This window comes from Lysobacter antibioticus HS124, assembly GCF_000336385.2.
GTDB classification, from domain to species: domain Bacteria; phylum Pseudomonadota; class Gammaproteobacteria; order Xanthomonadales; family Xanthomonadaceae; genus Lysobacter; species Lysobacter firmicutimachus.
In genome coordinates, this window is sequence record NZ_HG424513.1 from 1 (window position 1) to 24052 (window position 24052).

Genomic DNA, 24052 nt, shown 5'->3' on the forward strand with positions numbered 1-24052 from the left:
TCAAAAGCCACTATGGGACGAGGTTTTCGCCGGGCTGCTCCGCACAGGCCATCCTTGGCCTGGCTGCGCACGGCCCGCCTCCCTGCGGGCCGCCCTCCGGGGCGTCAGGGCGTTCTCGCAAGTTCGATGCGGCGCCAAGCTATTCACGGCAACAGCAACAGCAACAGCAACAGCAACAGCAACAGCAACAGCAACGGCAACAGCAAAGGCAACAGCAGGCGCTGCATCGCGGCGGGTGGGGGAAGAGCGGCGCAAGCCGGGAACAACGCACAGGTGCGCGCGGGCGTCGCGACCGAAGCCCGGGCAACCGGTCGCTTCCGGCGGTGCCCGGATCGCCAGTCTGGCGGCCGGCGCGGCATTTCGCCTCTGCGGCAGCCGCGACTCGCGCCGCTCCTATCAAAGCCATCCCAGTCCGGTCGCGTCGCCACGGGTCCGACCGTCCGTCGGCTGGTCCTTGAAAACTAATTAATCACTGAATTAAATATGGCGCATGGACCCGTCAGCCCCCAAGCCGCGCGGACGACCGCGCAAGACCGCCGCCGTGCGCCGCGCCCCCGGGCGGCCGGCGGCGGCGGACAATCCCGACCTGCGCGAGCGCCTGCTCGACGCGGCGATCGCCTGTTACGCCCGCCAGGGCATCGCCGCGACCTCGTTGCGCGCGATCGCCGCCGAAGCCGGGGTCAACCCGGCGCTGCTGCATTACTACTTCGGCGACAAGGAGCAGCTGCAACAGGCGGTAGTCGGCGAGCGCCTGCTGCCGGTGTTCATGAGCCTGCGCGGAAGCGCGGCCGGCGAGGGCGACGTGTTCGACCTGATCGGCGGCTTCGTCGCCGGCATGGGCCGGATCGTCGCCGCGCATCCCTGGCTGCCGTCGCTGTGGGTGCGCGAAGTGCTGTGCGAGGGCGGGGCGCTGCGCGAAAGCGTGCTGTTCCAGCAAATCGCGCCGGCCTTGCCGAAGATGATGGCGGCGCGCTTCGCCCAGGCCCAGGCCGAGGGCAAGATCAACCCCGATCTCGACCCGCGCCTGCTGATGGTCAGCCTGATCGGCCTGACCCTGTTCCCGGCGGCGAGCGCGCCGATCTGGCGCCATCTGTTCGATGCCGACGATCTCGATCTGGACCGGCAACGCCGGCACGCATTGGCCCTGCTCGATCGCGGACTGCAACCATGACCACTCGCCCGATTTCCCGAACCGTCATGGCGCGCGTGTTGACCGCGTTGACCGTCTTGCTGATCGCCGGTTGCGGCGAGCGCGCGCCGCAGGCGCTGGGCACCCTGGAGTGGGACCGGGTCACGCTGCCGGCACCGGTCGCCGAGAAAGTGGTGCGGATCGATGTGCGCGAAGGCCAGCGCGTGCGCGCCGGCGCGCGCTTGCTGCAACTGGAAGCCGATCGCAGCCGGGCCCAGGCCGAGGCGGCGCAGGCGCAGGCGCAGCAATCGGCCGATGCGCTGGCCGAACTGGAGGCTGGCGCGCGCAGCGAAAGCATCGAACAAGCGCGCGCGAACGTCGCCGCGGCGCAGGCGCAGGCGCGCGACGCGGCAGCCTATTACGCGCGGGTGCAGCCGCTGGGCCGGCAGCGCCTGATCGCCGCGGCCGAGGTCGATCGTGCCCGCGCCGCCGCCGGCAATGCCCAGGCGCAGGTGCGCGTGGCGCAGGCGGCACTGCTCGAACTCGAGCACGGCACCCGCCGCGAACGCATCGCCCAGGGCCGCGCGGCGCTCGCCGCCGCGCAGGCCCAGGCCGCGACGCAGGCGATCAGCCTGACCAAGCTCGAGGTGCTGGCGCCGCGCGACGGCGTGGTCGACAGCCTGCCGTACAAGCTCGGCGATCAGGCCCCGGTCGGCGCGCCGCTGGCGGTGATGCTGGTCGGCGAGCGTCCTTATGCGCGGGTCTACGTGCCCGAGACGATCCGCGCCGATGTCCGCGTCGGCGGCAATGCGCGGATCCGCATCGAAGGCCGCGAGCGCGCCTGGACCGGCCGCGTGCGGATGATCCGCAGCGAGCCCAGTTTCACGCCGTACTACGCGCTCACCGGCGAGGACGCGGCGCGCCTGAGCTATCTGGCCGAAGTGGAGTTCACCGAGGCCGATGCGGTCGCGCTGCCGGCCGGGCTGCCGGTGCGGGTCGAGTTCGCGCGATGAGCGCGCTGCCCGAAAGCGCTGCGTGGGTCATCCGCGCACGCGGCATGAGCAAACAGTTCGGCACGCTGCGCGCGGTCGACCGGGTCGACCTGAGCGTGCCTCGCGCCTGCGTGTACGGCTTCCTGGGCCCGAACGGCTCCGGCAAGTCGACCACCATCCGCATGCTGTGCGGCCTGTTGACTCCCAGCGAAGGCGAGATCGAAGTGCTGGGGCTGAAGATCCCGGCCCAGGCCGAGGCGTTGCGCCGGCGGATCGGCTACATGACCCAGAAGTTCTCGCTGTTCGAAGACCTCAGCGTGCGCGAGAACCTGGAATTCCTGGCCGCGGTGCAGGAGTTGCCGCGCGAGCGCGCGCGCAAGCGCGTCGACGAGCTGATCGAGCAATACCACTTCGGCGACCGCCAGAAGCAACTCGCCGGCACCATGAGCGGGGGGCAGAAGCAACGCCTGGCCCTGGCCGGCGCCGTGATCCACGAGCCCGAGCTGCTGTTCCTCGACGAACCCACCAGCGCGGTCGATCCGGAATCGCGACGCGACTTCTGGGAGAAGCTGTTCGAGCTCGCCGACGCCGGCACCACCTTGCTGGTTTCGACCCATTACATGGACGAAGCCGAGCGCTGCCATCGCCTGGCCATTCTCGACCGCGGCGTGCTGGTCGCCGACGGCACCCCGGCCGAACTCGCCGGCCAGCTCGACGGCCGCGCGGTCGAAGTGCTGGCGGCGCAGCCGCGCAGGGCGCAGCGGGTGTTGGTCGATCTCGACGGCGTGCTCAGCGTGGCGCAGGTCGGCAATGCCCTGCGCGTGTTGCTGGCCGATGCGCGGGTCGGCGAACGCGTGCTGCGCGACGCCCTGCGCGCGGCCGGCCTGGAGGCCGAGGTCGGCCGGGCCAAACCCAATCTCGAAGACGTGTTCGTTTCGGCCACCCGCGGCCGCGAGCGGCGCGCGGCGGACGCGGAGAGCGGATCATGAATCTGCGGCGGCTGTGGGCGATCGTGCTCAAGGAGGTCCGGCAATTGCGCCGCGACCGCATCACCCTGGCGATGATCGTGATGATTCCGGTCGGGCAGCTGGTGTTGTTCGGCTACGCGATCAACCTCAATCCGCGCGGGCTCACCGCGGCGGTCGCCGATCAGTCGGGCACCGCCGGCTCGCGCGCGGTGGTCATGGACATGGTCGCGACCGGGGTCATCCGGCCGGTGGCGACGGCCGGCACTCCCGAGCAGCTCATGGCGATGCTGCGTCGCGGCGAGATCAGCGTCGGCGTCAGCGTGCCGGCGGATTTCGAGCGGCGGCGCATCGACGGCCGCGAAGCGGTGCAGGTGCTGGTCGACGGCAGCGACACGGTGGTGCAGAGCGCGGCGGTGCAACTGGCGCAATTGCCGATCGACGGCGTGGCCGCGCCACGCAAGGCCGCGCCGATCGGCGTGGTGTCGTTCTACAACCCGGAGCGGCGCTCGCCGGTCAACATCGTGCCGGGCCTGATCGGCGTGATCCTGACCATGACCATGGTCATGTTCACCTCGGTGGCGATCGTGCGCGAGCGCGAGCGCGGCAACATGGAACTGCTGATCACCACCCCGGTCAGCCGCACCGAACTGATGGTCGGCAAGGTGTTGCCGTACGCGTTGATCGGGCTGATCCAGACCACGGTGGTGATCCTGCTCGGGCTGTGGCTGTTCCAGGTGCCGATCCGCGGCAGCGTGCTCGACGTCTACCTGGCGGCGATCCTGCTGATCCTGGCCAATCTGACCCTGGGCCTGATGATCTCGACCAAGGCCGCTTCGCAGTTCCAGGCCATGCAGATGACGGTGTTCATCCTGTTGCCGTCGATCCTGCTGTCGGGCTTCATGTTTCCCTACGCGGGCATGCCGCGGGTCGCGCAGTGGTTGGCCGAAGTGCTGCCGATGACCCATTTCCTACGCTTGATCCGCGGGGTGATGCTGCGCGGCGCCAGCCTGTGGGAGCTGTGGCAGGACGTGCTCTACCTGGTCGGGTTCATCGCGACGATGATGAGCCTGGCGGTGGCGCGGTTCCGCAAGCGCCTGGACTGAGCGTCGTCGCCGCGACCGCCGCGCGTGCGTCGTCGCGCGCTCGCCGAAAGCCGAGGTGCGCTGCCGCCCGCGCGGCGGCAAGCGACGATCACGCGGCGCCGATGACGATTGTCACGGCCGCGTAATTCCGTGATTGTCAATCCGGATTTGGTTGTGTTTCCAATGGAAAACGCGTCGCCGATCAAATTCCGGCGCCGGCGTCGCCCCTAGCATCGCTGCCGAACAGCCAGCCTTGGGGGCCTGCAATGAAATCGACACTTCTGCGCGCGGCGCGGATGGGCGCATCGTCGCGCCTGTTGCTAGCGCTGGGCATCTTCATCGCCTTGCGCGGCGTCACGCCGATGCCCGACCACTACGGGCCGTACCCCGGCGCGCCGGATGCGCTGCAACTGCGCAGCGACCGCGACGCGATCGGCGCTGCGCCTGCGGCGCGGTTCGCCGACATTCCAGCGACCGACGGCGAAGCCGCGCGCTTCCTCGCCCAGGCCACGTTCGGACCGACCCGCGAGGACATCGACCGGCTCAAGCAGATCGGCTACACCGCCTGGATCAACGAGCAGATCGGCTTCCCGGTGTCTTCGCAATTGACGTTCCTCAAGAACGCCAGGGCGCGCCGACCCGACGACTACAGCCGCGATTGGCGGCTGGACGCGTGGTTCGTCAACGCCGTCGGCGGCAAAGACCCGATCAAGCCGACCCAGATCGTGCACCGCGATCAACTGCGCCAGCGGGTGGCGTTCGCGCTCAGCCAGATCATGGTGGTGTCCGATGCGACCTCCGATCCGCTGTATCACGCAACGTATGGGATGACCCATTACTACGACACCTTGGCCCGCGATGCGTTCGGCAACTACCGCACCTTGCTCGAGGACGTGACGCTGCATCCGGTGATGGGCATCTATCTGTCGATGCTGCAGAACCGGAAGCCCGATCCGGTCAACAACATCCGTCCCGACGAGAACTTCGCGCGCGAAGTGATGCAGTTGTTCAGCGTCGGCCTGGTCCAGCTCAATCAAGACGGAACGCCGCTGCTCGATGCGCAGCAGCAGCCCATCCCGACCTACGGCCAGGACACCGTCAGGGGGTTCGCCCACGTGTTCACCGGCTGGACCTTCAAGGGCTGCCAGGCCGAAGGCTCGTTCGACTGCTATTTCTACGACATCACCGCGCCGGCCTGGGTGTCGCCGATGGAGAACCATGCGGCGTACCACGCCTCGGCGCAGGAGAAGCAGTTGCTGCTGTATCCCGGCGTGAGCCTGCCGGCCGGCAAGCTCGCCGCCGGCGGCAGCGGCCGTAGCGACCTGAGCGCGGCGCTGGACAATATCTTCAATCATCCCAACGTGGGGCCGTTCATCGGCAAGCAGTTGATCCAGCGGCTGGTGACCAGCAATCCCAGCCCGGCCTACGTCGGCCGCGTCGCGGCGGCGTTCAACGACAACGGCCAGGGCGTGCGCGGCGACCTGCGCGCGGTGGTCAGCGCGATTTTGCTCGATCCCGAAGCGCGCGATCTGGCCGCGCAACCGGCGCATTTCGGCAAGGTGCGCGAGCCGATCCTGCGCCTGACCCATCTGTGGCGCGCGCTCAAGGGCAAGTCCAAGAGCGGGCACACCGAGGAGTTCTGGAGCGTCGACAACTACCTCGGCCAGGTGCCGATGTATGCGCCGTCGGTGTTCAACTTCTTCAGCCCGCGCTACAGCCCCAACGGCGAGCCGCAGAGTCTGGGGCTGGTGGCGCCGGAACTGCAGTTGGCGACCGATTACATGATGCCGGCCAACGAAAGCTATCTGATGAGGAAGATTTTCGACGCCTACGTCGGCAATCCGGAAGGCATCGGCAACGACGAGGTGGCGATCGACCTCAGCGCGGAGGTCGCGGTTGCGCACGACATTCCCGCGTTGATCGCGCGTTACGACGCGCTGTTCCTGTCGGGGCAGATGAGCGACCGGATGAAGCAAGTGCTGACCCAGCGGTTGACCGCCATGCCGGCCAATACCACCGCGGCCAAGCGCCTGCGGGTGCAGGAGGCGTTGTACCTGATCGTCAACTCGCCCGATTACATCGTGCAGAAGTAAGCCGGAATACGGAGATAGCACCCATGAAACGTCGGCAATTCCTGACCAACACGATCTGCGCCGCGCTCGGCGGCGCCGGCCTGTATTCCGCGCTCGGCAATCTGCGCTTGGCGCAGGCGGCCGCCAACGCTTACGGCCCGTCGCGCTTCGACGATTACAAGGCTCTGGTCTGCGTGTTCCTGTTCGGCGGAAACGATTCGTTGAACATGATCGTGCCGCGCGACGACGGCCACTATCAACAGTACCGCGCCGCGCGCGCTACCTTGGCGGTCGAACAGGACCGGCTGCTGCCCCTGGTCGCGCGCGCCGGCGGCGGCGCTTCGGACGGCGCGGAGTACGGCTTGCAGGCCTGCACCACCGAGGATGACCCGGTCGGCATGGGCGGCCTGCAAGGCTTGTTCAACAGCGGGCAAGCGGCGGTGCTGGGCAATGTCGGTACCCTGATCCGGCCGACCAGCAAGGCCGACTACCTCAATCAAAGGGTCGAATTGCCGCCGCAGCTGTTCTCGCACAACGATCAGCAACAGTATTGGCAGGGCTCGCGTACCGGCGAGGGCCGCGGTTTCGGTTGGGCCGGGCACATCGCCGACCTGCTGCGCGACGCCAATCCCGATGCCTTCATCCCGATGTCGGTGTCGTTGAACTTCGAAAGCATCCTGCAGCGCGCGAGCCAGTCCAGCCAGTACGTGATCGGCAACGACGGTCCGCGCCAGTTCAGCCGCTTCGAGTGGGACGACGACAGCCGCCGCGCTTTTCTGGAGCTGATGGCGCCCGGCGCGCAGCCGCACGTGTTCGGGCGCAGTTACGCCGGCGCGTTCCGGCGCGCGCGCGAGAACGCTTCGGCGGTGGCGATGGCGCTGGAGGCCTCCGCGCCGTTGCAGACCGCGTTTCCGGACACCGATCTGGGCAGCCAGTTGCGGATGGTGGCGCGGCTGATCAAGGTGCGCGAGGTGCTGGGCTTGAAGCGGCAGGTGTTTTTCGTGTCGATGGGCGGATTCGACCACCACGACAGTCTGCTCGGCGATCAGCCCGGCTTGCTGGCGCGGCTGTCGCAGGCGATGACCGCGTTCCACGCGGCCACCGGCGAGCTCGGCGTGGCCGACAAGGTCACCGCGTTCACCGCCTCGGATTTCGGCCGCACCTTGTCCTCCAACGGCGACGGCTCAGATCACGGCTGGGGCGGGCATCACTTCATCGTCGGCGGCGCGGTGCGCGGCGGGCGATTCTTCGGCACCATGCCGACCCTGATCAACGGCGGCGCCGACGACGCCGGCTGGGGCCAGATCATTCCGACCACCTCGGTAGACCAGTACGGGGCGACCTTGGCCCGGTGGTTCGGAGTGGGCGACAGTGAGCTGGATCTGATCTTCCCGAACTTGGGCAACTTCAACTCGCGCGATCTTGGATTCATGGCCTAGCCGGTCCGGCGCGCGCGCAGTCGCGCGCCGCGGATCTTTTCGGGTGCAAACGCTGGTAAGAGCGCGCTCCGCTTTGCTGCGGCGGAGCCGGGTATTCGCAGGCCAGGGCCGTCAGCGATTTCGTTGCGGTCCATCATCCCGACGAAAGAGGAAATCCGCCGACTTCAAGCGTTCTCGCGCGAACGGCCCTGGATTCCCGCTTTCGCGGGAATGACGGGCTGTAGGCAAGGGCGCGACGATGTTGGAGGCGGCCAGGATCGCGACGTGGCTGTCAGACGCGCGACGAAAAGGCGGCCAGGGTGCGATGAAGGCCGATGGCGAGATAAGGGGGTAAGAGCGAGGCAGGAGGGAGATAAGCGGGAGTTGTGCAGCCTTCGCGACGCGACCCTCCACCGCTTTCGCGATTCCCCATCACGCTTTCAACGAATCCCCAATCCCCAATCCCCGCCTCACAACGGCCGATACATCACGAACACATCCACCAGCCCCAGGCTGGCATGGCGGAACGCGCCGGGCACGCGGCCGACGATCTCGAAGCCGTGCTTGAGCCACAGATTGACCGCGGCGGCGTTGCTGCTGACCACGTAGTTGAACTGCATCGCGGCGAAGCCGGCCTGGCTGGCCTGGGCCAGCGAGTGCGCGCACAGGGCGGCGCCGATGCCCTGGCCCCAATAGCGTTCGGCGACCATGTAGCTGGCGTTGGCGATGTGGTCGCCGCGGCCGGCGTAGTTGGGGCCGAGCTTGTAGCAACCCAGCACCTCGCCGTCGTCGCCCTCGGCGACGAAGCTGCGGTAGGGCGGGCTGGTCCACATCTCCCGCGCCCGCTCCATCGACAGTTCGGCGGGGTAGTTGTAGCTCTCGCCGCGGGCCAGCACCTCGCGGAAGATCGGCCAGACGCGTTCGAATTCGTCCGGGCCGATTTCGCGGATGTTGAAGTCGCGATCCATGCGCAGGTCTCCGGATGCGGGTCAGGCGGCGCCGGCGTCCTGGTCGGTGACCACCCGGCCGCGCAGCGAGTTGGACATGGCCTCGGTGATCAGCACGTCGACGAACCGGCCGATCAGCCGCGGCGGGGCGGGGAAGTTCACCGAGCGCATGTTCTCGGTCTTGCCGGTGAGCTCGTTGGGGTTCTTGCGCGAGGGGCCTTCGACCAGCACCGTCTGCACGCTGCCGACCATGGCCTGGGAAATCTTCGCCGCATTGGCGTTGATCGCCGCCTGCAGGCGCGACAGGCGCGCGTGCTTCTCCTCGCTGGAGACGGTGTCTTCCAGGTCCGCGGCCGGGGTGCCCGGGCGGCGCGAATAGATGAACGAGAACGACTGGTCGAAGCCGACGTCCTCGATCAGCTTCATGGTCTTCTCGAAGTCGGCCTCGGTCTCGCCGGGGAAGCCGACGATGAAGTCCGAGGAGATCGAGATGTTCGGGCGCACCGCGCGCAGCTTGCGGATCTTCTGCTTGAACTCCAGCGCGGTGTAGCCGCGCTTCATCGCCGCCAGGATGCGGTCGCTGCCGGCCTGCACCGGCAGGTGCAGGTAGTCGGCCAGCTGCGGCACGTCGCGGTAGGCCTCGACCAGCGAGTCGCTGAACTCCAGCGGGTGCGAGGTGGTGAAGCGGATCCGGTCGATGCCGTCGATCTGGGCGATGGTGCGGATCAGCAGGCCGAGATCGGCGACCTCCGCCGAGGCGGCGCCGTCCTCGCCGGCCATCGGCCCGCGGTAGGCGTTGACGTTCTGGCCGAGCAGGTTGATCTCGCGCACGCCCTGGCCGGCGAGCTGGGCGACTTCGACCAGCACGTCCTCGAACGGCCGGCTGACTTCCTCGCCGCGGGTATAGGGCACCACGCAGAACGAGCAGTACTTGCTGCAGCCTTCCATGATCGAGACGAAGGCGCTGGGGCCTTCGGCGCGCGGCTCGGGCAGGCGGTCGAACTTCTCGATCTCCGGGAAGCTGATGTCGACCTGGGGCAGGCCGGTCTCGCGCTTGGCGCGGATCAGCTCGGGCAGGCGGTGCAGGGTCTGCGGGCCGAACACCAGATCCACGTGCGGAGCGCGCTTGACGATCGCCGCGCCCTCCTGCGAGGCGACGCAGCCGCCGACGCCGATGATGACCGGGCGCCCGCCCTGCTTGAGCTGCTTCCAGCGGCCGAGCTGGCTGAACACCTTCTCCTGGGCCTTCTCGCGGATCGAGCAGGTGTTGATCAGGATGACGTCGGCCTCGGCGGCGTCCTGGGTGAGCTCCAGGCCTTCGCTGGCGGCGAGCACGTCGGCCATCTTGGCCGAGTCGTACTCGTTCATCTGGCAGCCGTGGGTCTCGATGAACAGTTTCTTGGCGCCGGGCGTGGACGGCCGGGCGGCGCCCGCGGCGGGCGCCGTGGGCAGGGGGTGCAGGTCGGTCATGGTTCGGTCCGGGGAGGGCGGCGGTTAATCCGCGCCGGAAGGGGGCGACAGTGTAGCCGCAACCGGGGCCCGGCGGGCCCTGTCCGCGCCGCCGGTCACGTTTCAGTATCAAAGACTTGGCAGTGAGGGCGCGGCAGAGGACACTCGCCGCCATGAGGGGGAGCTCACTACTGTTGGGGATGGCTTGCCTGCTGGCCGTGGCGCCGGCCGTGGCCGGTACCGTCTGGCGCTGCGAGAACGCCGCCGGCGAGCGCAGCTACGTCAGCAAGAAGCCCAAGGGCCAGACCTGCGTGGTCGCCAGCCAATACACCAGCCGCGCCAGCCGGCCGCGCAACCCGGCCCCGGCGCCGTACGCGCCGCCGCCGGCCGCCAGCGTCGCTGCGCTCGGCGCGCCGGCCACGGTCAACAACAACCCGCCGGCGACCTACAGCGGGGCCGCGGCGATGATGACCGCGGCCGGGCTCAAGACCGCCGCGCCGGCCGCCGCCGCCGCGACCGCAGGCGCTGCCAACGCGATCGCGCCGGTGACGCCGCCGCCGGCGCCGGCCGCGCCGCAGGCGCCGCCGACCCGGTTGGTGCAAGGCCAGGTCTACTCCTATATCCAGGACGGCGTGCGCCACTACACCAGCAAGCGGCCGAAGGGGCTGGCCAGCGCCACCGCGGTGCGCACCATCCGCTATTCCTTCATCGAGACCTGCTTCGCCTGCGCGGCCCGGCCGGGGGTCAACTTCGGCACCCTGCGCCTGAACACCGAGGCCTACTCGAACGAGATCGCCGCCGCGGCGCGCCAGCACGGGGTCGAAGAGGCGATCGTGCGCGCCATCATCCACGCCGAGTCGGCCTATAACCCGAACGCGATGTCGCGGGTCGGCGCGCAGGGGCTGATGCAGTTGATGCCGGCCACCGCGCGCCGCTTCGGAGTCGCCAATGCCTTCGACGCCGGCCAGAACATCCAGGGCGGCGTGCAGTACCTGGCGTGGTTGCTGAAGCGCTTCAACGGCAACCTGACCCTGGCCGCGGCCGGCTACAACGCCGGCGAGGGCGCGGTCGACAAGTACAAGGGCGTGCCCCCGTACAGCGAGACCCAGCGCTACGTGCAGCGGGTCGGCGTGCTGGCCGAGCGTTATCGCGCCGCGGCGACCCTGGCGCGTTGAGCCCGTCCGGCGCCGGGGAGGCGCCGCGGCGGTAGCCTGGAAAGAGTCGTTTTTCGCTTGTTTTACCGCGTTTCCTGTCGCGGTCGCGGCGTCCGTCGGGCGTCGCCCAGGCAGGGCGCGGACGCGCGGGTGCGGGCGGTCCGGTTTTTTGCAATAGGGCCGATTGTCGCGCCCTTAACGGTTCCGCTACACTTCCCTGTCTTTTGAGCCGCCAGCCTTCCGCCAGTGGTACAAGTAGTCGCTCCTGGTGCAGGTCTTCGCGGCGTAACTTCGAACTGCAGCTTTGCGGAGTGCCGGATGGCCAACCAAGGGGTCCACGATCCTATCAACACGGGCCGCCGTCGGTTCCTGACGGCGACCACGGCAGTGGTCGGCGCGGTCGGGGCCGGCTTTGCGGCGGTGCCTTTCATCAAGTCCTGGAATCCGAGCGCGCGCGCCAAGCTCGCGGGCGCTCCGGTGACGGCCGACATCAGCGCCCTGGCCGAGGGCCAGCGGCTGATCCTTGAGTGGCGCGGCCAGCCGATCTGGATCGTCAAGCGCTCCAAGGCGATCCTCGACGCGTTGCCGACCCTGGATCCGCACCTGCGCGATCCCAAGTCGGACAACAAGGACCAGCAGCCCGACTACATCAAGGGCGAGCTGCGTTCGATCAAGCCGGACATCTCGGTCCTGGTCGGCCTGTGCACCCACCTGGGCTGTTCGCCGGAAATGAAGGCCGAGATCCGCCCCGAACCGTTCGATCCGGAATGGAAGGGCGGCTACTTCTGCCCCTGCCACAAGTCGCGCTTCGACATGGCCGGGCGCGTGTTCCAGGGCGTGCCGGCGCCGATCAACCTGCTGGTGCCGCCGCATCACTACGAGAACGACACCACGATCGTGATCGGCGTTGACCCGAAGGGAGCGGCGTAAGCCATGGCCAACATCCTCACCCGCACCGCCAACAACGTGTTCGACTGGGTCACCGCCCGCGCGCCCGGCATGATGCCGGTCTACCGCAAGCACATGACCGAGTACTACGCGCCGAAGAATTTCAATCTTTGGTACTACTTCGGCTCGCTCGCCCTGCTGGTGCTGGTCAACCAGATCGTCACCGGCATCTTCCTGACGATGCACTTCAAGCCGAGCGCGACCGAGGCCTTCGCTTCGGTCGAGTACATCATGCGCGACGTGGAATGGGGCTGGCTGATCCGGTACATGCATTCCACCGGCGCCTCGCTGTTCTTCATCGTCGTCTACCTGCACATGTTCCGCGGCCTGATGTACGGCTCGTACCAGAAGCCGCGCGAGCTGGTGTGGATCCTGGGCATGTTCATCTATCTGGTGCTGATGGCCGAAGCCTTCATGGGCTACGTGCTGCCGTGGGGCCAGATGTCGTTCTGGGGCGCCAAGGTCATCATCTCGCTGTTCGGCGCGATCCCGGTGATCGGCAACGGCCTGACCGAGTGGATCATGGGCGACTACCTGCCCGGCGACGCCACCCTCAACCGCTTCTTCGCCCTGCACGTGATCGCGCTGCCGCTGGTGCTGCTGCTGCTGGTCGTGCTGCACCTGGGCGCGCTGCACGAGGTCGGCTCCAACAATCCCGACGGCGTCGACATCAAGTACGGCCCGAAGGGCAACCGCTGGGACGCGAACAAGCCGGCCGACGGCATTCCGTTCCACCCGTACTACACGGTCAAGGACCTGGTCGGGGTCGGCTTCTTCCTGATCATCGCCGCCTTCATCATCTTCTTCGCCCCGGCCTTCGGCGGCTGGTTCCTCGAGCACGACAACTTCACCGAGGCCAACCGCCTGGTGACGCCGGAGCACATCAAGCCGGTGTGGTACTACACGCCGTACTACGCGATGCTGCGCGTGATCCCGGACAAGCTCGGCGGCGTGATCGTGATGTTCGCGGCGATCGCGATCCTGTTCCTGGTGCCGTGGCTGGACCGCAGCAAGGTCAAGTCGCACCGCTACCGCGGCTGGATCACCAAGCTGATGCTCGCCGTGCTGGCGGTGTGCTTCCTGTGGCTGGGCAAGATCGGCGCCGGCCCCGGCACCGATCCGGTCGAGACCATCATCGGCCGCGTGCTGACCTTCCTGTACTTCGTTTTCTTCATCACCATGCCGCTGTGGACCAAGCTGGACAAGACCAAGCCGGTGCCGGAACGGGTGACGATGCATGACTAACCACGCTATGCAGGTCCCTCTGCAAGAGCCCGCACGCCCGCGTGCGGACTTTCCGAATAGCCAGCCCTTCAAGAAGAACCGCATCGTGAAGAAGCTCGCCACCTTCGCCGCCGGCCTGCTCGTGTCGGCCACCGCCTTCGCCTCCGGCGGCGGCGACCTGATGCAGTCGGGCACCGACCTCAGCGACCGCGCCTCGCTGCAGCGCGGCGCCCAGCTGTACATGAACTACTGCTCCGGCTGCCATTCGCTGAAGTACCTGCGCTATTCGCGCATGGCCGAGGATCTGGGCCTGAGCGAAGAGGAGGTCATGAAGAACCTCAACTTCACCGGCGCCAAGTTCGGCGAGCACATCCAGGTCAACCTGACCGAGGCGCACGCCAACCAGTGGTTCGGCAAGATGCCGCCGGACCTGAGCCTGATCACCCGCGTGCGCGGCAGCGATTGGGTCTACACCTACCTGAATTCGTTCTACCTCGACGAGTCGCGGCCGCTGGGCTGGAACAACAAGCTGTTCCCGAACGCCTCGATGCCGAACCCGCTGTGGGAGCTGCAAGGGCTGCAGCACGCCGAGTTCGGCGAACCCGACAAGACCACCGGCGAACGTCCGGTGCATGCGCTCAAGGTCGTTCAGCCCGGCTCGCTCGACGAGCAGGGCTTCAAGACCGCGGTGCGCGACATCACCACATTCCTCGAGTACGCCGGCGAACCGGCCGCGCTCAAGCGCCAGAGCATCGGCGTTTGGGTGATCCTGTTCCTGGCGTTGTTCACCTTCATCGCGTATCTGTTGAAGACCGAGTACTGGCGCGACGTGGAACACTGATCCCAGTCCAGCGAGAAGCCCGGGCCGCAAGGCGCGGGCTTTTCCGTTTGCGGGGGGCGGCCGGGGAGCCGCCGGTCCGGAGGCGGACGAGGGCGGAACGAAGCGCGGACTCGAGGCCGTGACGACCTTCCACAGCGGGTGGAGGGCGTCTTGCGACTGGCGGATTCCGGTCGCTGGAGAGGTCGATGATGGCGGCGAGCCCCCGTATGCGTAATGCCCTGACTCTGTTTTCGTCCACCGATTGCGTCCTGTGCCATCGCGTCCGCCTGGTGCTGGCGGCCAAGGGCGTGAACTACGACCTGATACCGGTCGACCCGCAGAATCCGCCGGAAGACCTCGTCGACCTCAATCCCTATCACTCGGTGCCGACCCTGGTCGAGCGCGACCTGGTCCTGTACGCGGCCAGCGTGGTCAGCGAATACCTGGACGAGCGCTATCCGCACCCGCCGCTGATGCCGGTCGACCCGCTGTCCCGCGCCCGCCTGCGCCTGGCCATGCTGCGCCTGGAGCACGACTGGGTGCCGCAGGTGCAGGCGATTCAGATGGGCAACAAAGTCCAGGCCGAGGCCGCGCGCAAGCGGCTCAAGGAACTGCTGACCGCCTCGGTGCCGCTGTTCAAGGCCAGCAAGTTCTTCCTCAACCCCGAGATGAGCCTGGCCGATTGCGCCATGGCGCCGATCATCTGGCGCCTGCCTTCTCTGGACGTGGCCCTGCCGAAGGACGGCAAGGCGATCGAGGACTACGGCAACCGGATCTTCCGCAGCCCCGGGTTCAGCCGCAGTCTGACCGACCAGGAACGGCGCTTGCGCGATCTGCCGACCTGAGTTTCAGCGCCACGGCGTGGGCGCGCCGAGGTGCCGGATCCGGGGCTTCGGCGCGGACGCCTCGTCGCGCATGCCGGCATGGGGCTAAAATGCCGGCATGACCGAAAGCAGCTCGACGATGACCAGCCACCGCCCCTACCTGCTGCGGGCGCTGTACGAGTGGATCGCCGACAACGGCATGACCCCGCATCTGCTGGTCGATGCGACCCGCCCGGCGGTGCAGGTGCCCAGCCACGCGGTCAAGGACGGCAAGATCGTCCTCAACGTCGCCGCGCGCGCGGTCTCGCACCTGGAAATGGGCAACGACGTGATCCGTTTCAGCGCCCGCTTCGGCGGCGTCAGCCATCCGGTATCGGTACCGGTCGGCGCGGTGCTGGCGATCTACGCCCGCGAAACCGGGCAGGGCATGGCCCTGCCGGAAGACGTCGGCATGGAAGAGGCGGGCCTGGAGGACGAGGCCGGCGAAACCGCGACCCCGCCCCTGACCGCGGTCCCCAACGACCCCAACGACGGCGGCGACGACGACGGCCCGCAGACCCCCACGCCGCGCCGCGGCGGACACCTGCGCATCGTCAAGTAAGCGGCCGCGCACCTTGCGCATGGGGTAGGAGCGGCGCAAGCCGCGACCGCCATGCCCCCGTTCTCGCGTCGCCGTCTTCAGCCGCTGTCGTAGGAGCGGCGTGAGCCGCGACCACCGAAGCGCTGAACGATGCTCGCCTGCGTCAAGAATTGCGCCGATCGGCATGAGCGCGCACAGCCCTCGCATGGCCGGACTTCGGGCAACCGCGCTGGCGTACGTCGCTGCGGTTGTCGCGGCTCACGCCGCTCCTACAGGTGGCTGGCGCTCAGTGCAGCGACGCCGGTTCGCGCGCGACCGGTCCGCTGAACGCGACCAGGCGGCCGTCGCGCAGCACCAGGCGGCCGACGTGGCGGTCTTCGCCGTCGATCGAATAGTCGAAACGGAAGGTGCGCTCGAAGCCGAGCCAGCCGCTTTCGCGCCGGATCAGGCGCAGGCCGACGGCGTGCACGCTCTGGTCCAGCCATTGCACGCCAGCGGCGCGGCAGGCGTCGCGGCCGACCGCCTCGGCGCGCTCCGCGGCGGCGCGGCCGGCGCTCCAGAAAGCGAAGGCGGCGGCGCCGAAGATCATCAGCAGGATCAGGGTAGGCATGATGGCGCAGTGGTGGCGGCGGCGAAGGGCAAAGCCAAGGGGCTCAGGCCGGCGGCGGACCGAGTTTCAGCGAAAGGTCGATCGCGCGCACATGCTTGGTCAGGCCGCCGATCGAAATGCAGTCGACCCCGTCCTCGGCGATCGCGCGCAGGCCTTCCAGGTCCACGCCGCCGGAGACTTCCAGCGGGATCCGCCCGCCATAGGGCTCGGCGCGGGCGATGCGCACGGCTTCGCGCCGGGTCGCGGCGTCGAAGTCGTCGATCAAGATCCGGTCGCAGCCCTGGTCCAGGGCTTCGCGCAGCTGCGCCAGAGTCTCGACCTCGACGATCAGCGGCAGCTGCGGATAACGGTCGCGCGCGCCGTGGATCGCCGCGGTCAGCGAGCCGGCCGCGCGGACGTGGTTTTCCTTGAGCATGACGGCGTCGTACAGGCCGATGCGGTGGTTGACTCCGCCGCCGACCCGGACCGCGTACTTCTGCGCCAGGCGCAGGCCGGGCAGGGTTTTGCGGGTGTCGAGGATGCGAGTGCCGGTGCCGCGCACCGCCTCGACGTAGCGGGCGGTGACCGTGGCGGTGCCGGACAGGGTCTGGAGGAAGTTCAGCGAGGCGCGCTCGGCGCTGACCAGGGCGCGGGCGCGGCCCTGCAGGGTCGCCAGCACCGTGCCCTTGGCGACCCGGTCGCCCTCGGCCACGCGCCAGTCGATCACGACCTCGGGGTCGAGCGCGCGGTGGCAGGCGTCGAACCAGGGCCGGCCGCAGACCACCGCGTCTTCCTTGCACAGCAGGTAGGCGCTGTCGGCGGCGTCGGGCAGCAGCGAGGCGGTGACGTCGCCCGGGCCGAGGTCCTCGGCCAGGGCGTCGGCGACGTCGGCCTCGATCTCGCCCGCCGGCGGCGGGGTCAGGTCGCGCTCGGGCGCGTTCATGCGGCCGGCAGGCCGTCGATCTGGGCCGCGGCGATGGCGTTCTCCGCGTCCAGCAGCGGGATGCCGTCGTCGACGATGTAGACGATCTTGCGGTCGCGGGTGACCAGGGCCTCGCGCAGGGTCTGGGACTGGGCGTCGCCGCTGCCGCGGACCACCGCGCCGGCGGCGATCGCCGCGTTCAACGCCTGCAGGCCGCGGCTGTCCAGGGGCAGCAGGGGCTGGCGGGTGGTGGGGCAAACGAGCAGGTCGAGCAATTTGCGATCCATACGGTGCGATGCCGGTACGACGGGACAGGGCGTTAGAATACGTCTTTGCGCCAAGGCACGTCCCATGTCCCCAGCCCAGAGTTCCGCCCCCTCGTCCGCTCCGCCGCCGCTGGTCGGCATCGTCATGGGCTCGCGCTCGGACTGGGAGACCATGCAGCACGCCGCCGCCAAGCTGGAGGCGCTCGGCGTCCCGCACGAGGTCCGGGTGGTCTCGGCCCATCGCACTCCGGACGTGTTGTTCGACTACGCCGACACCGCCGCCGCGCGCGGCCTGCGCGCGATCATCGCCGGCGCTGGCGGCGCCGCCCACCTGCCGGGCATGCTCGCGGCCAAGACCGCGGTGCCGGTGCTCGGCGTGCCGGTGCAGTCCAAGGCGCTCAACGGCATGGACTCGCTGCTGTCGATCGTGCAGATGCCGGCCGGCATTCCGGTGGCGACCTTCGCCATCGGCAACGCCGGCGCGGCCAACGCCGGCCTGTTCGCGGCCGCCTTGCTGGCCGCCGAGTATCCGGCGATCGGCGCGGCGCTGAGCGCGTTCCGCGCTCGCCAGACCGACGACGTGCTGGCCAACGACGACCCGCGCCGATGACCACCGTCGGCATCCTCGGGGGCGGGCAACTGGCCCGCATGCTGGCCCTGTCGGGCGCGCCGCTGGGCCTGCGTTTCCTGGTCCTGGACAACACCGCCGACGCCTGCGCCGGCCAGTTCGCGCCGATGGTGGTGGGCGACTACACCGACCAGCCGGCGCTGGACGAGTTCGCGTCCAAGATCGATGTGGCGACCTTCGATTTCGAGAACGTCCCGGCCGAATCGGCGCATTGGCTGGCCGAGCGCCGGCCGGTGTTCCCGAGCCCGCGCGCGCTGGCCGTGGCCCAGGACCGCCTGGCCGAAAAAACCCTGTTCCGCGAACTCGGCATTCCGGTGCCGGACTTCGCCCCGATCGACACCCGCGAGCAGCTCGCCGCGGCGGTGGAGCGGATCGGCACGCCCTGCATCCTCAAGACCCGCCGCCTGGGCTACGACGGCAAGGGCCAGTTCCGGATCAAGGCTCCGGCCGACCTGGACGCCGCCTGGGACGCGTTGGGCGCGCAAGCCGACAAGGTCGGTTTGATACTGGAAGGCTTCGTGCGCTTCGAGCGCGAGCTGTCGGTGGTCGCGGTGCGCGGCCGCGACGGCGAATTCCGCGCCTGGCCGATCACCGAGAACTGGCACGTCGACGGCGTGCTGTCGGCCAGCCTGGCGCCGGCGCGGGTCGACGACGAACTGGCCGCGACCGCGATCGCCCACGCCCGCAAGCTGGCGCAGGCGCTGGACTACGTCGGCGTGTTCGCGTTGGAGCTGTTCTGCCGCGACGGCGTGCTGCTGGCCAACGAACTCGCCCCGCGCGTGCACAACTCCGGCCACTGGACCATCGAAGGCAGCGAGACCTCGCAGTTCCAGAACCATCTGCGCGCGGTGCTGGGGCTGCCGCTGGGCGACACCCGCATGCTCGGCCACGCCTGCATGCTCAACTGGATCGGCGCGATGCCCGAGGCCGCGCCGGTGCTGGCCGAAGCCGGCGGGCACTGGCACGACTACGGCAAGTCCGCGCGCGACGGGCGCAAGGTCGGCCACGCCACCTTGCGCGCCGACGACCCGGCCGAACTGGCCGCGGCGCTGCGCCGGGTCGGTGTCGCGCTCGGTCGCCAGGCGCAGGTCGAGCCGGTGATTCTTGCCTTGGCCTGAGGCCAAGGCGGGATTAGGGATTGGGGATTGGTCAGAGCGGTGCTGCGCACTCGTGCGCCAGGCACCGTTAAACGCGCTTTTGCTTCGACGATTTCCTAATCCCTAATCCCCATTCCCAGCCCCCCGCAACTTGGCCTCGAGCAGGGGCGTGGCGCGGATCGACTTGGCTTCGGAATAGGCGCGCGCTGCGCCGGCGGTGTCGCCTTGCGCCTTCAGCACATCGCCTTGCAGCGACAAGCCTTCGCGTCGGGTCGCCGGGATCGACTGCAGCTTGACCGACAACTCGCGCACTGCCGGCGTGGCGGCGACGGCGGGTGCGGTCACGGCCGGCGCGACGACCACCGGGTCGCGCCGCGATTCGGAAGGCGGAGCGGTGTCGGGCCGCGGCGCGGTGCCGGCCGGGCGTTCGCGCGGCTGCAGCTGCGGCTGTAGTTTCGGCGCCACCGGCACGTCGTCGCGGCCGGACTGGGCCGAGATCTGCGCGGCGACCTGCTTGACCGCGATCGACTTGGCCGTGCCCGGGTAGCGTTGCTCGACTGTGTGCAGGGCGGCCACCGAAGAATCCAGCATGCCCAGTTCGGACAGGGTGTCGGCGGCGGCGACCCAGCGCGCGCCGGCCGGCAGGTCCGGGCGTTCGGCGGCGATCGAGGCCTGCGCGGCCTCGGCCACGGCCTGCCACTTGGCCTGATCGGGCAGGTCCTGGAAGGCGACGCCGCCATCGGCCGATTCGATCCGGGCATTGATCGCCTCGGCGGTGGCTTCCAGCCGCTGCGTCTTGGCCGTCTGCGCCGCGGCCAGGTCCGGGATCCGCACCACCACCGTGCGTTCGGGCAGCGAAGCCAGCTGCAGGGTGAAGCGGTACTCCGCCTGCGGCACGCCGTAGACGAACAGGCGCAGGTCCTCGCGACCTCCGGCCGGAATCAATTTGGGCGTGGTTTCCGGCGAGATCCACAGCTTGGAATTCTGCGGCAGGGCGATGCGATAGCTTTGGCTGGTCGCGCTTTTGTTGATCAGGCCGGCGTGGTTGAGGTCGTCGGCGCGCTGCAGCACGTAGCTCCAGCCGTCGGCCTCGGGCACGAAATCGGGCGTGTCCCAGGCCGAGGCCTCCAGTCGCGGCAGCGCATAGCGGCGCAAGGCGTTCACCAGTTTGACCACCGACTCGTGCTCCTGTCGGTCGGGTTTGACGATGCTGATGTGGTCGGCGCCGGCGATGCCGGGTGGGGCTTCGTCGCAGAAGCGGGTGGCGCTGGTCCATTTCACGATCATCTGGCCGTGGGTGGTCACGGTTTCGTAGGCGCAGATCACTTTCGGCGCCCGGCCGGCGGCCTTCAGCCCGGTCCAGTCGTCGCTGAGCTGCTTGAGGTAGTCGTTGCCGTCGGCCGGCAGCATCTGCCGGATCGCGTTGTTCTGGACCACGTATTTGGCGATGCGGGTGATGTCCGAGCCTTCCTGGGGCGTGGCGTAGAACATCAGCAGCGGCACCTTGGCGCTGAGCTCCGGATGCGAGATCAGCTCGCGCATCGCCACCAGCCCGCCCATGCTGTGGGCGACGAACACCACCGTGTCGTAGTCGGTCACGCCGTGGTACTGCAGGTACTCGTGCAGCTTGAGCGAGGCCTCGCGGATGTCCTGCGAGCCCTGGCCGAACATGCGCGAGGTGAAACCGAACGCGTAGGTGTCGACTTTGTCGCCGACCCCGGGCGCGCTGCCGAGCAAGTCGAAGAAGCGCGCGCCGTTGGCGTGGGTCCAGGTGCCGAGGGTATCGCCGAAGATGCCGTGGACGAACACCACCGCGATCTTGGCGTGCGGTTGGGCTTGGCGGATCCAGCGCGGATCGGTGGTGTTGGCCGGCGCTTCGGCGGCCTGGGTCTGCCCGTCGGGGCCGGGCGCGGGTTCGGGGCCGGGGCAGCCGGCCAGTCCCAGGGCCAGCGCCGCGGCCGGGCCGGCGGCGAAGCCGTGGTGCGCCAGCGACAGCGCGGCGGTCCGGACCCTGCGGCCGATGCAGCTCGTGCGGCCGATGCTGTTCATACGTCCGGGCTCCTGCGGCGGCGATGCGTGCATATCCAGCAACGCAACGGCGGCGCGGAACCGGTCTGGCGGCGGGTGGGCGCTAAAAAAAAAGACGGCCGGGTCGCCCCGGCCGTCCCGATGCTGCGGACCGCGCGCGCTTACTTCAGGTTGGCGGCGACGAAGTCCCAGTTGACCAGGTTCCAGAACGCCTCGACGTACTTCGGGCGGGCGTTGCGGTAGTCGATGTAGTAGGCGTGTTCCCACACGTCGCAGGTCAGCAGGGCGGTGTCTTCGCCGGTCAGCGGGGTGGCCGCGTTCGGGGTGCTGACCAGGCCCAGCGAGCCGTCCGGACGCTGCACCAGCCAGGCCCAGCCGGAACCGAAGGTGCCGATGGCGGTCTTGGTGAATTCTTCCTTGAACTTGGCGAAATCGCCGAAGGCTTTGTTGATCAGCTCGGCCAGCTTGCCGGTCGGCTCGCCGCCGCCCTTGGGCGAGAGGCAGTTCCAGTAGAAGGTGTGGTTCCAGATCTGGGCGGCGTTGTTGAACATGCCGCCCTGCGACTTCTTGATGATCTCTTCCAGCGACAGCGAGGCGAACTCGGTGCCTTCGATCATCTTGTTGAGATTGTCGACGTAGGCCTTGTGGTGCTTGCCGTAGTGGAAGTCGATGGTCTCGGCCGAGATGGTGGGTTCCAGCGCGGTGCGGTCGTAGGGCAGGGCAGGCAATTCGATGGCCATTGGCGGGCTCCAAGAGTCGAGGGGGCTGGCTAGCGGGGGGCGCCGCGGCCGGCGTTCCGGTCCCGGGACAATGGAGTTCCCGGACGGCCGCCTGTGCGACGCCTTGAAGGCTTACAATTCATATTCTATCCCCACGCCGGGTTGCCGAACCGTCAAAGTCGGCAACCCGCCCTCGCAGGAGCAGTACCCATGTCCGTGATGGAACGGATCCAGGCCGAAGTCGAAGCCCATCCGATCGTGTTGTTCATGAAGGGCACCGCGCAGTTCCCGATGTGCGGCTTCTCCAGCCGCGCCGTGCAGGCGCTCAAGGCCGCGGGCGCGACCTCGCTGCACACGGTCAATGTGCTCGAGGATCCGGAGATCCGCGCCAATCTGCCGCGCTACTCCAACTGGCCGACCTTCCCGCAATTGTTCATCCACGGCGAACTGATCGGCGGTTGCGACATCACCCTGGAGCTGTACGAGTCGGGCGAACTGGCGCGAATGATCAGCGAGACCCAGTCGCAGTGAGTTCCAGCGCTGCCAGCTCCGCGCCGGCGCCGGCCCTCGCCGGGCGGGTCGTGCTCGTCACCGGGGCCGCCGGCGGTCTCGGCGCGGCCGCATCGGCCGCCTGCGCGCAGGCCGGCGCGACCGTGGTCCTGCTCGGCCGCAAGCCGGCCAAGTTGAACCGCGTCTACGACGCCCTGGCCAAGCTCGGCCCCGAGCCGCTGCTGTATCCGCTGGACCTGGAAGGCACGCAGCCGGACGACTATGCCGAGATGGCGGCGCGGATCGAAGCCGAACTCGGCCGGCTGGACGGCGTGCTGCACTGCGCCGCCGACTTCGCCGGCCTGACGCCCTTGATGCAGACCGACCCGGCCGCGTTCGCGCGCGCCGTACACGTGAACCTGACCGCGCCCTGGTGGCTGTCGCAGGCCTGCTTGCCGCTGCTGGCGCGGGCCGAGGATGCGGCGCTGGTGTTCGCCGTCGACGACCCGCAGCGGGTCGGCCAGGCCTATTGGGGCGGCTACGGCGCCGCCCAGCACGGATTGGCGGCGCTGGTCGGCATGCTCCATGCCGAACTCGGCAACTCCCCGGTGCGCGTGTCCGGCCTGCGTCCCGGGCCGATGCGCACGCCGTTGCGCGCCCGCGCCTACGTGGAAGAGAGCGACCGCGCCGCGCGCGAGCCGGCGGCCTACGCGGCCGCGGCGGTGACCCTGCTGTCGCCGGCCGGCGCCGCGCACCGCGGCCGGATCTGGACGCCGACGCCATGACCGTCGCCTCGGCCGCGCTGCTGCTTTTCATCATCCTCGACCCGCTGGGCAACATCCCGGTGTTCCTCAGCCTGCTGCGCGGGCTGCCGCCCAAGCGCCAGCGCATCGTCCTGGCGCGCGAGCTGCTGATCGCGCTGGCCGTGCTGATGATGTTCCTGTGGGGCGGCAAGTACGCGCTGGAGCTGATGCACCTGCGCCAGGAGTCGGTGTCGATCGCTGGCGGCATCGTCCTGTTCCTGATCGGCATCCGCATGATCTTCCCGCCGCCGGAAGGGCTGATGGGCGAACTGCCCGACGGCGAGCCCTTCATCGTGCCGATGGCGATTCCGCTGGTGGCCGGCCCCTCGGGCATGGCCGCGGTGATGCTGATGGGCAGCAACGACCCCTCGCGCCTGGGCGACTGGAGCCTGGCGCTGATGATCGCCTGGGGCGCGACCGCGGCGATCCTGTTCTCGGCCACCTTGCTGTACAAGCTGCTGGGCCGCCGCGCCCTGATCGCGATCGAACGCCTGATGGGCATGCTGCTGGTGGCGATCTCGGTGCAGATGTTCCTCGACGGGCTCGGCACCTATCTGCAGATCTCGCCGCCCTGAGGCGGCGGGGCGGATGCGCGGGCGAGGCCCGGCAGTGCGCGCGATTCGGTGGCTCTCTCGGCCCATTCCAACGTGGCGCGCTGACCGCTCCCGGCCGCTGGGCGGCTCCAGGGGGCGGTCCGCGGCGCGGTGCTAAGTCCCCGCCGCGACTGGTTTCTTTGCCCGGATTTGCGGTTTTTCCCCGAACTTTGCGGCACTTGCCGGTTCAGCTTTGACCGCGGTCACCGTGTGACAAGGCATGAACTGCGTCACGTCCCTGTCACACTCCCCTCCTAGCCTGTTAAACTGCTGTTAACCCGACGGCGACGTACTGTGCCGCCGCCCGGGTA

Annotated in this window: 25 protein-coding genes; 17 read left to right on the forward strand and 8 right to left on the reverse strand. The window is 68.8% G+C overall.

Features of this window, described 5'->3' with window-relative positions:
* Positions 1-143: 143 nt before the first annotated feature.
* On the reverse strand, positions 144-266 hold the full coding sequence (locus tag TX83_RS23905; protein WP_261370126.1) for a hypothetical protein: 123 nt from the start codon (positions 264-266) through the stop codon (positions 144-146).
* Between the two features lie 224 nt (positions 267-490).
* Between TX83_RS23905 and TX83_RS12795 the strand changes: the two genes are divergently transcribed.
* The 6 genes from TX83_RS12795 (at position 491) to TX83_RS12820 (ending at position 7682) form a co-directional block, all read left to right on the forward strand.
* The gene (locus tag TX83_RS12795; protein WP_064748345.1) at positions 491-1171 is read left to right on the forward strand and encodes a TetR/AcrR family transcriptional regulator; all 681 of its coding nucleotides are present in this window, start codon (positions 491-493) and stop codon (positions 1169-1171) included.
* A gap of 26 nt (positions 1172-1197) precedes the next feature.
* The gene (locus TX83_RS12800; RefSeq protein WP_087960726.1) at positions 1198-2142 is read left to right on the forward strand and encodes an HlyD family efflux transporter periplasmic adaptor subunit; all 945 of its coding nucleotides are present in this window, start codon (positions 1198-1200) and stop codon (positions 2140-2142) included.
* Positions 2143-2186: 44 nt separating this feature from the next.
* Positions 2187-3110 (forward strand): ABC transporter ATP-binding protein, encoded by a 924-nt coding sequence (locus tag TX83_RS12805; RefSeq protein ID WP_428992566.1) that lies wholly within the window; start codon positions 2187-2189, stop codon positions 3108-3110.
* Positions 3107-4192, forward strand: a complete 1086-nt coding sequence (locus TX83_RS12810) for an ABC transporter permease (RefSeq protein ID WP_064748347.1) — start codon at positions 3107-3109, stop codon at positions 4190-4192. The genes TX83_RS12805 and TX83_RS12810 overlap by 4 nt, the downstream gene beginning before the upstream one ends.
* Before the next feature lie 245 nt (positions 4193-4437).
* Positions 4438-6264, forward strand: coding sequence for a DUF1800 domain-containing protein (locus TX83_RS12815; RefSeq protein ID WP_079248212.1), 1827 nt, complete (start codon positions 4438-4440; stop codon positions 6262-6264).
* Positions 6265-6287: 23 nt separating this feature from the next.
* Positions 6288-7682, forward strand: a complete 1395-nt coding sequence (locus TX83_RS12820; RefSeq protein ID WP_064748349.1) for a DUF1501 domain-containing protein — start codon at positions 6288-6290, stop codon at positions 7680-7682.
* Between the two features lie 449 nt (positions 7683-8131).
* Here the strand turns inward: TX83_RS12820 and TX83_RS12825 are convergent, their stop codons facing one another.
* Positions 8132-8629: a GNAT family N-acetyltransferase gene (locus TX83_RS12825; RefSeq protein ID WP_064748350.1), complete on the reverse strand. Its 498-nt coding sequence runs from the start codon at positions 8627-8629 to the stop codon at positions 8132-8134.
* A 21-nt stretch (positions 8630-8650) separates the two neighbouring features.
* Positions 8651-10078 (reverse strand): tRNA (N6-isopentenyl adenosine(37)-C2)-methylthiotransferase MiaB, encoded by a 1428-nt coding sequence (gene miaB / locus TX83_RS12830; RefSeq protein ID WP_064748351.1) that lies wholly within the window; start codon positions 10076-10078, stop codon positions 8651-8653.
* Positions 10079-10230: 152 nt separating this feature from the next.
* Here miaB and TX83_RS12835 point away from each other — a divergent pair, with 152 nt between their 5' ends.
* The 6 genes from TX83_RS12835 to TX83_RS12860 all read left to right on the forward strand — a co-directional run bounded on the left by TX83_RS12835 (position 10231) and on the right by TX83_RS12860 (position 15628).
* Positions 10231-11232 carry a lytic transglycosylase domain-containing protein gene (locus TX83_RS12835; RefSeq protein ID WP_064748352.1) on the forward strand — a complete coding sequence of 334 codons (1002 nt, stop codon included), beginning with the start codon at positions 10231-10233 and terminating at the stop codon, positions 11230-11232.
* A 297-nt stretch (positions 11233-11529) separates the two neighbouring features.
* The gene (gene petA / locus TX83_RS12840) at positions 11530-12141 is read left to right on the forward strand and encodes a ubiquinol-cytochrome c reductase iron-sulfur subunit (RefSeq protein ID WP_064748353.1); all 612 of its coding nucleotides are present in this window, start codon (positions 11530-11532) and stop codon (positions 12139-12141) included.
* Between the two features lie 3 nt (positions 12142-12144).
* Positions 12145-13404, forward strand: coding sequence for a cytochrome b (locus TX83_RS12845; RefSeq protein WP_064748354.1), 1260 nt, complete (start codon positions 12145-12147; stop codon positions 13402-13404).
* A gap of 160 nt (positions 13405-13564) precedes the next feature.
* Positions 13565-14224: a cytochrome c1 gene (locus TX83_RS12850; protein WP_261370127.1), complete on the forward strand. Its 660-nt coding sequence runs from the start codon at positions 13565-13567 to the stop codon at positions 14222-14224.
* Positions 14225-14412: 188 nt separating this feature from the next.
* Entirely contained in the window at positions 14413-15048 is a 636-nt protein-coding gene (locus TX83_RS12855; RefSeq protein WP_064748441.1) for a glutathione S-transferase N-terminal domain-containing protein, read from the forward strand.
* 97 nt (positions 15049-15145) lie between these two features.
* Positions 15146-15628 carry a ClpXP protease specificity-enhancing factor gene (locus TX83_RS12860; protein ID WP_064748355.1) on the forward strand — a complete coding sequence of 161 codons (483 nt, stop codon included), beginning with the start codon at positions 15146-15148 and terminating at the stop codon, positions 15626-15628.
* 265 nt (positions 15629-15893) lie between these two features.
* Here TX83_RS12860 and TX83_RS12865 read toward each other — a convergent pair whose 3' ends face one another.
* The 3 genes from TX83_RS12865 to TX83_RS12875 are packed head-to-tail and all read right to left on the reverse strand — an operon-like array spanning position 15894 to position 17405.
* The gene (locus TX83_RS12865; protein WP_064748356.1) at positions 15894-16217 is read right to left on the reverse strand and encodes a DUF3301 domain-containing protein; all 324 of its coding nucleotides are present in this window, start codon (positions 16215-16217) and stop codon (positions 15894-15896) included.
* Between the two features lie 43 nt (positions 16218-16260).
* Positions 16261-17139 (reverse strand): carboxylating nicotinate-nucleotide diphosphorylase, encoded by an 879-nt coding sequence (nadC, locus tag TX83_RS12870; RefSeq protein ID WP_064748357.1) that lies wholly within the window; start codon positions 17137-17139, stop codon positions 16261-16263.
* Entirely contained in the window at positions 17136-17405 is a 270-nt protein-coding gene (locus TX83_RS12875; protein WP_064748358.1) for a Trm112 family protein, read from the reverse strand. The genes nadC and TX83_RS12875 overlap by 4 nt, the downstream gene beginning before the upstream one ends.
* 64 nt (positions 17406-17469) lie before the next feature.
* On the opposite strand from TX83_RS12875, the gene purE reads away from it, so the two are divergent.
* Positions 17470-17994, forward strand: coding sequence for a 5-(carboxyamino)imidazole ribonucleotide mutase (purE, locus tag TX83_RS12880; protein WP_064748359.1), 525 nt, complete (start codon positions 17470-17472; stop codon positions 17992-17994).
* Positions 17991-19130, forward strand: a complete 1140-nt coding sequence (locus TX83_RS12885) for a 5-(carboxyamino)imidazole ribonucleotide synthase (protein WP_064748360.1) — start codon at positions 17991-17993, stop codon at positions 19128-19130. The genes purE and TX83_RS12885 overlap by 4 nt, the downstream gene beginning before the upstream one ends.
* A gap of 102 nt (positions 19131-19232) precedes the next feature.
* Here TX83_RS12885 and TX83_RS12890 read toward each other — a convergent pair whose 3' ends face one another.
* Complete coding sequence (locus TX83_RS12890) at positions 19233-21158, reverse strand: esterase/lipase family protein (RefSeq protein ID WP_064748361.1); 1926 nt, start codon at positions 21156-21158, stop codon at positions 19233-19235.
* Between the two features lie 140 nt (positions 21159-21298).
* Complete coding sequence (locus tag TX83_RS12895; protein ID WP_064748362.1) at positions 21299-21877, reverse strand: superoxide dismutase; 579 nt, start codon at positions 21875-21877, stop codon at positions 21299-21301.
* A 189-nt stretch (positions 21878-22066) separates the two neighbouring features.
* On the opposite strand from TX83_RS12895, the gene grxD reads away from it, so the two are divergent.
* The 3 genes from grxD to TX83_RS12910 are packed head-to-tail and all read left to right on the forward strand — an operon-like array spanning position 22067 to position 23723.
* Positions 22067-22387 carry a Grx4 family monothiol glutaredoxin gene (grxD, locus tag TX83_RS12900; protein ID WP_064748363.1) on the forward strand — a complete coding sequence of 107 codons (321 nt, stop codon included), beginning with the start codon at positions 22067-22069 and terminating at the stop codon, positions 22385-22387.
* Positions 22384-23130 (forward strand): SDR family NAD(P)-dependent oxidoreductase, encoded by a 747-nt coding sequence (locus TX83_RS12905; RefSeq protein WP_064748364.1) that lies wholly within the window; start codon positions 22384-22386, stop codon positions 23128-23130. The genes grxD and TX83_RS12905 overlap by 4 nt, the downstream gene beginning before the upstream one ends.
* A complete protein-coding gene (locus TX83_RS12910; protein ID WP_064748365.1) occupies positions 23127-23723 on the forward strand; it encodes a YhgN family NAAT transporter in 597 nt (198 codons plus the stop codon). The genes TX83_RS12905 and TX83_RS12910 overlap by 4 nt, the downstream gene beginning before the upstream one ends.
* The last annotated feature ends 329 nt before the right edge of the window (positions 23724-24052 follow it).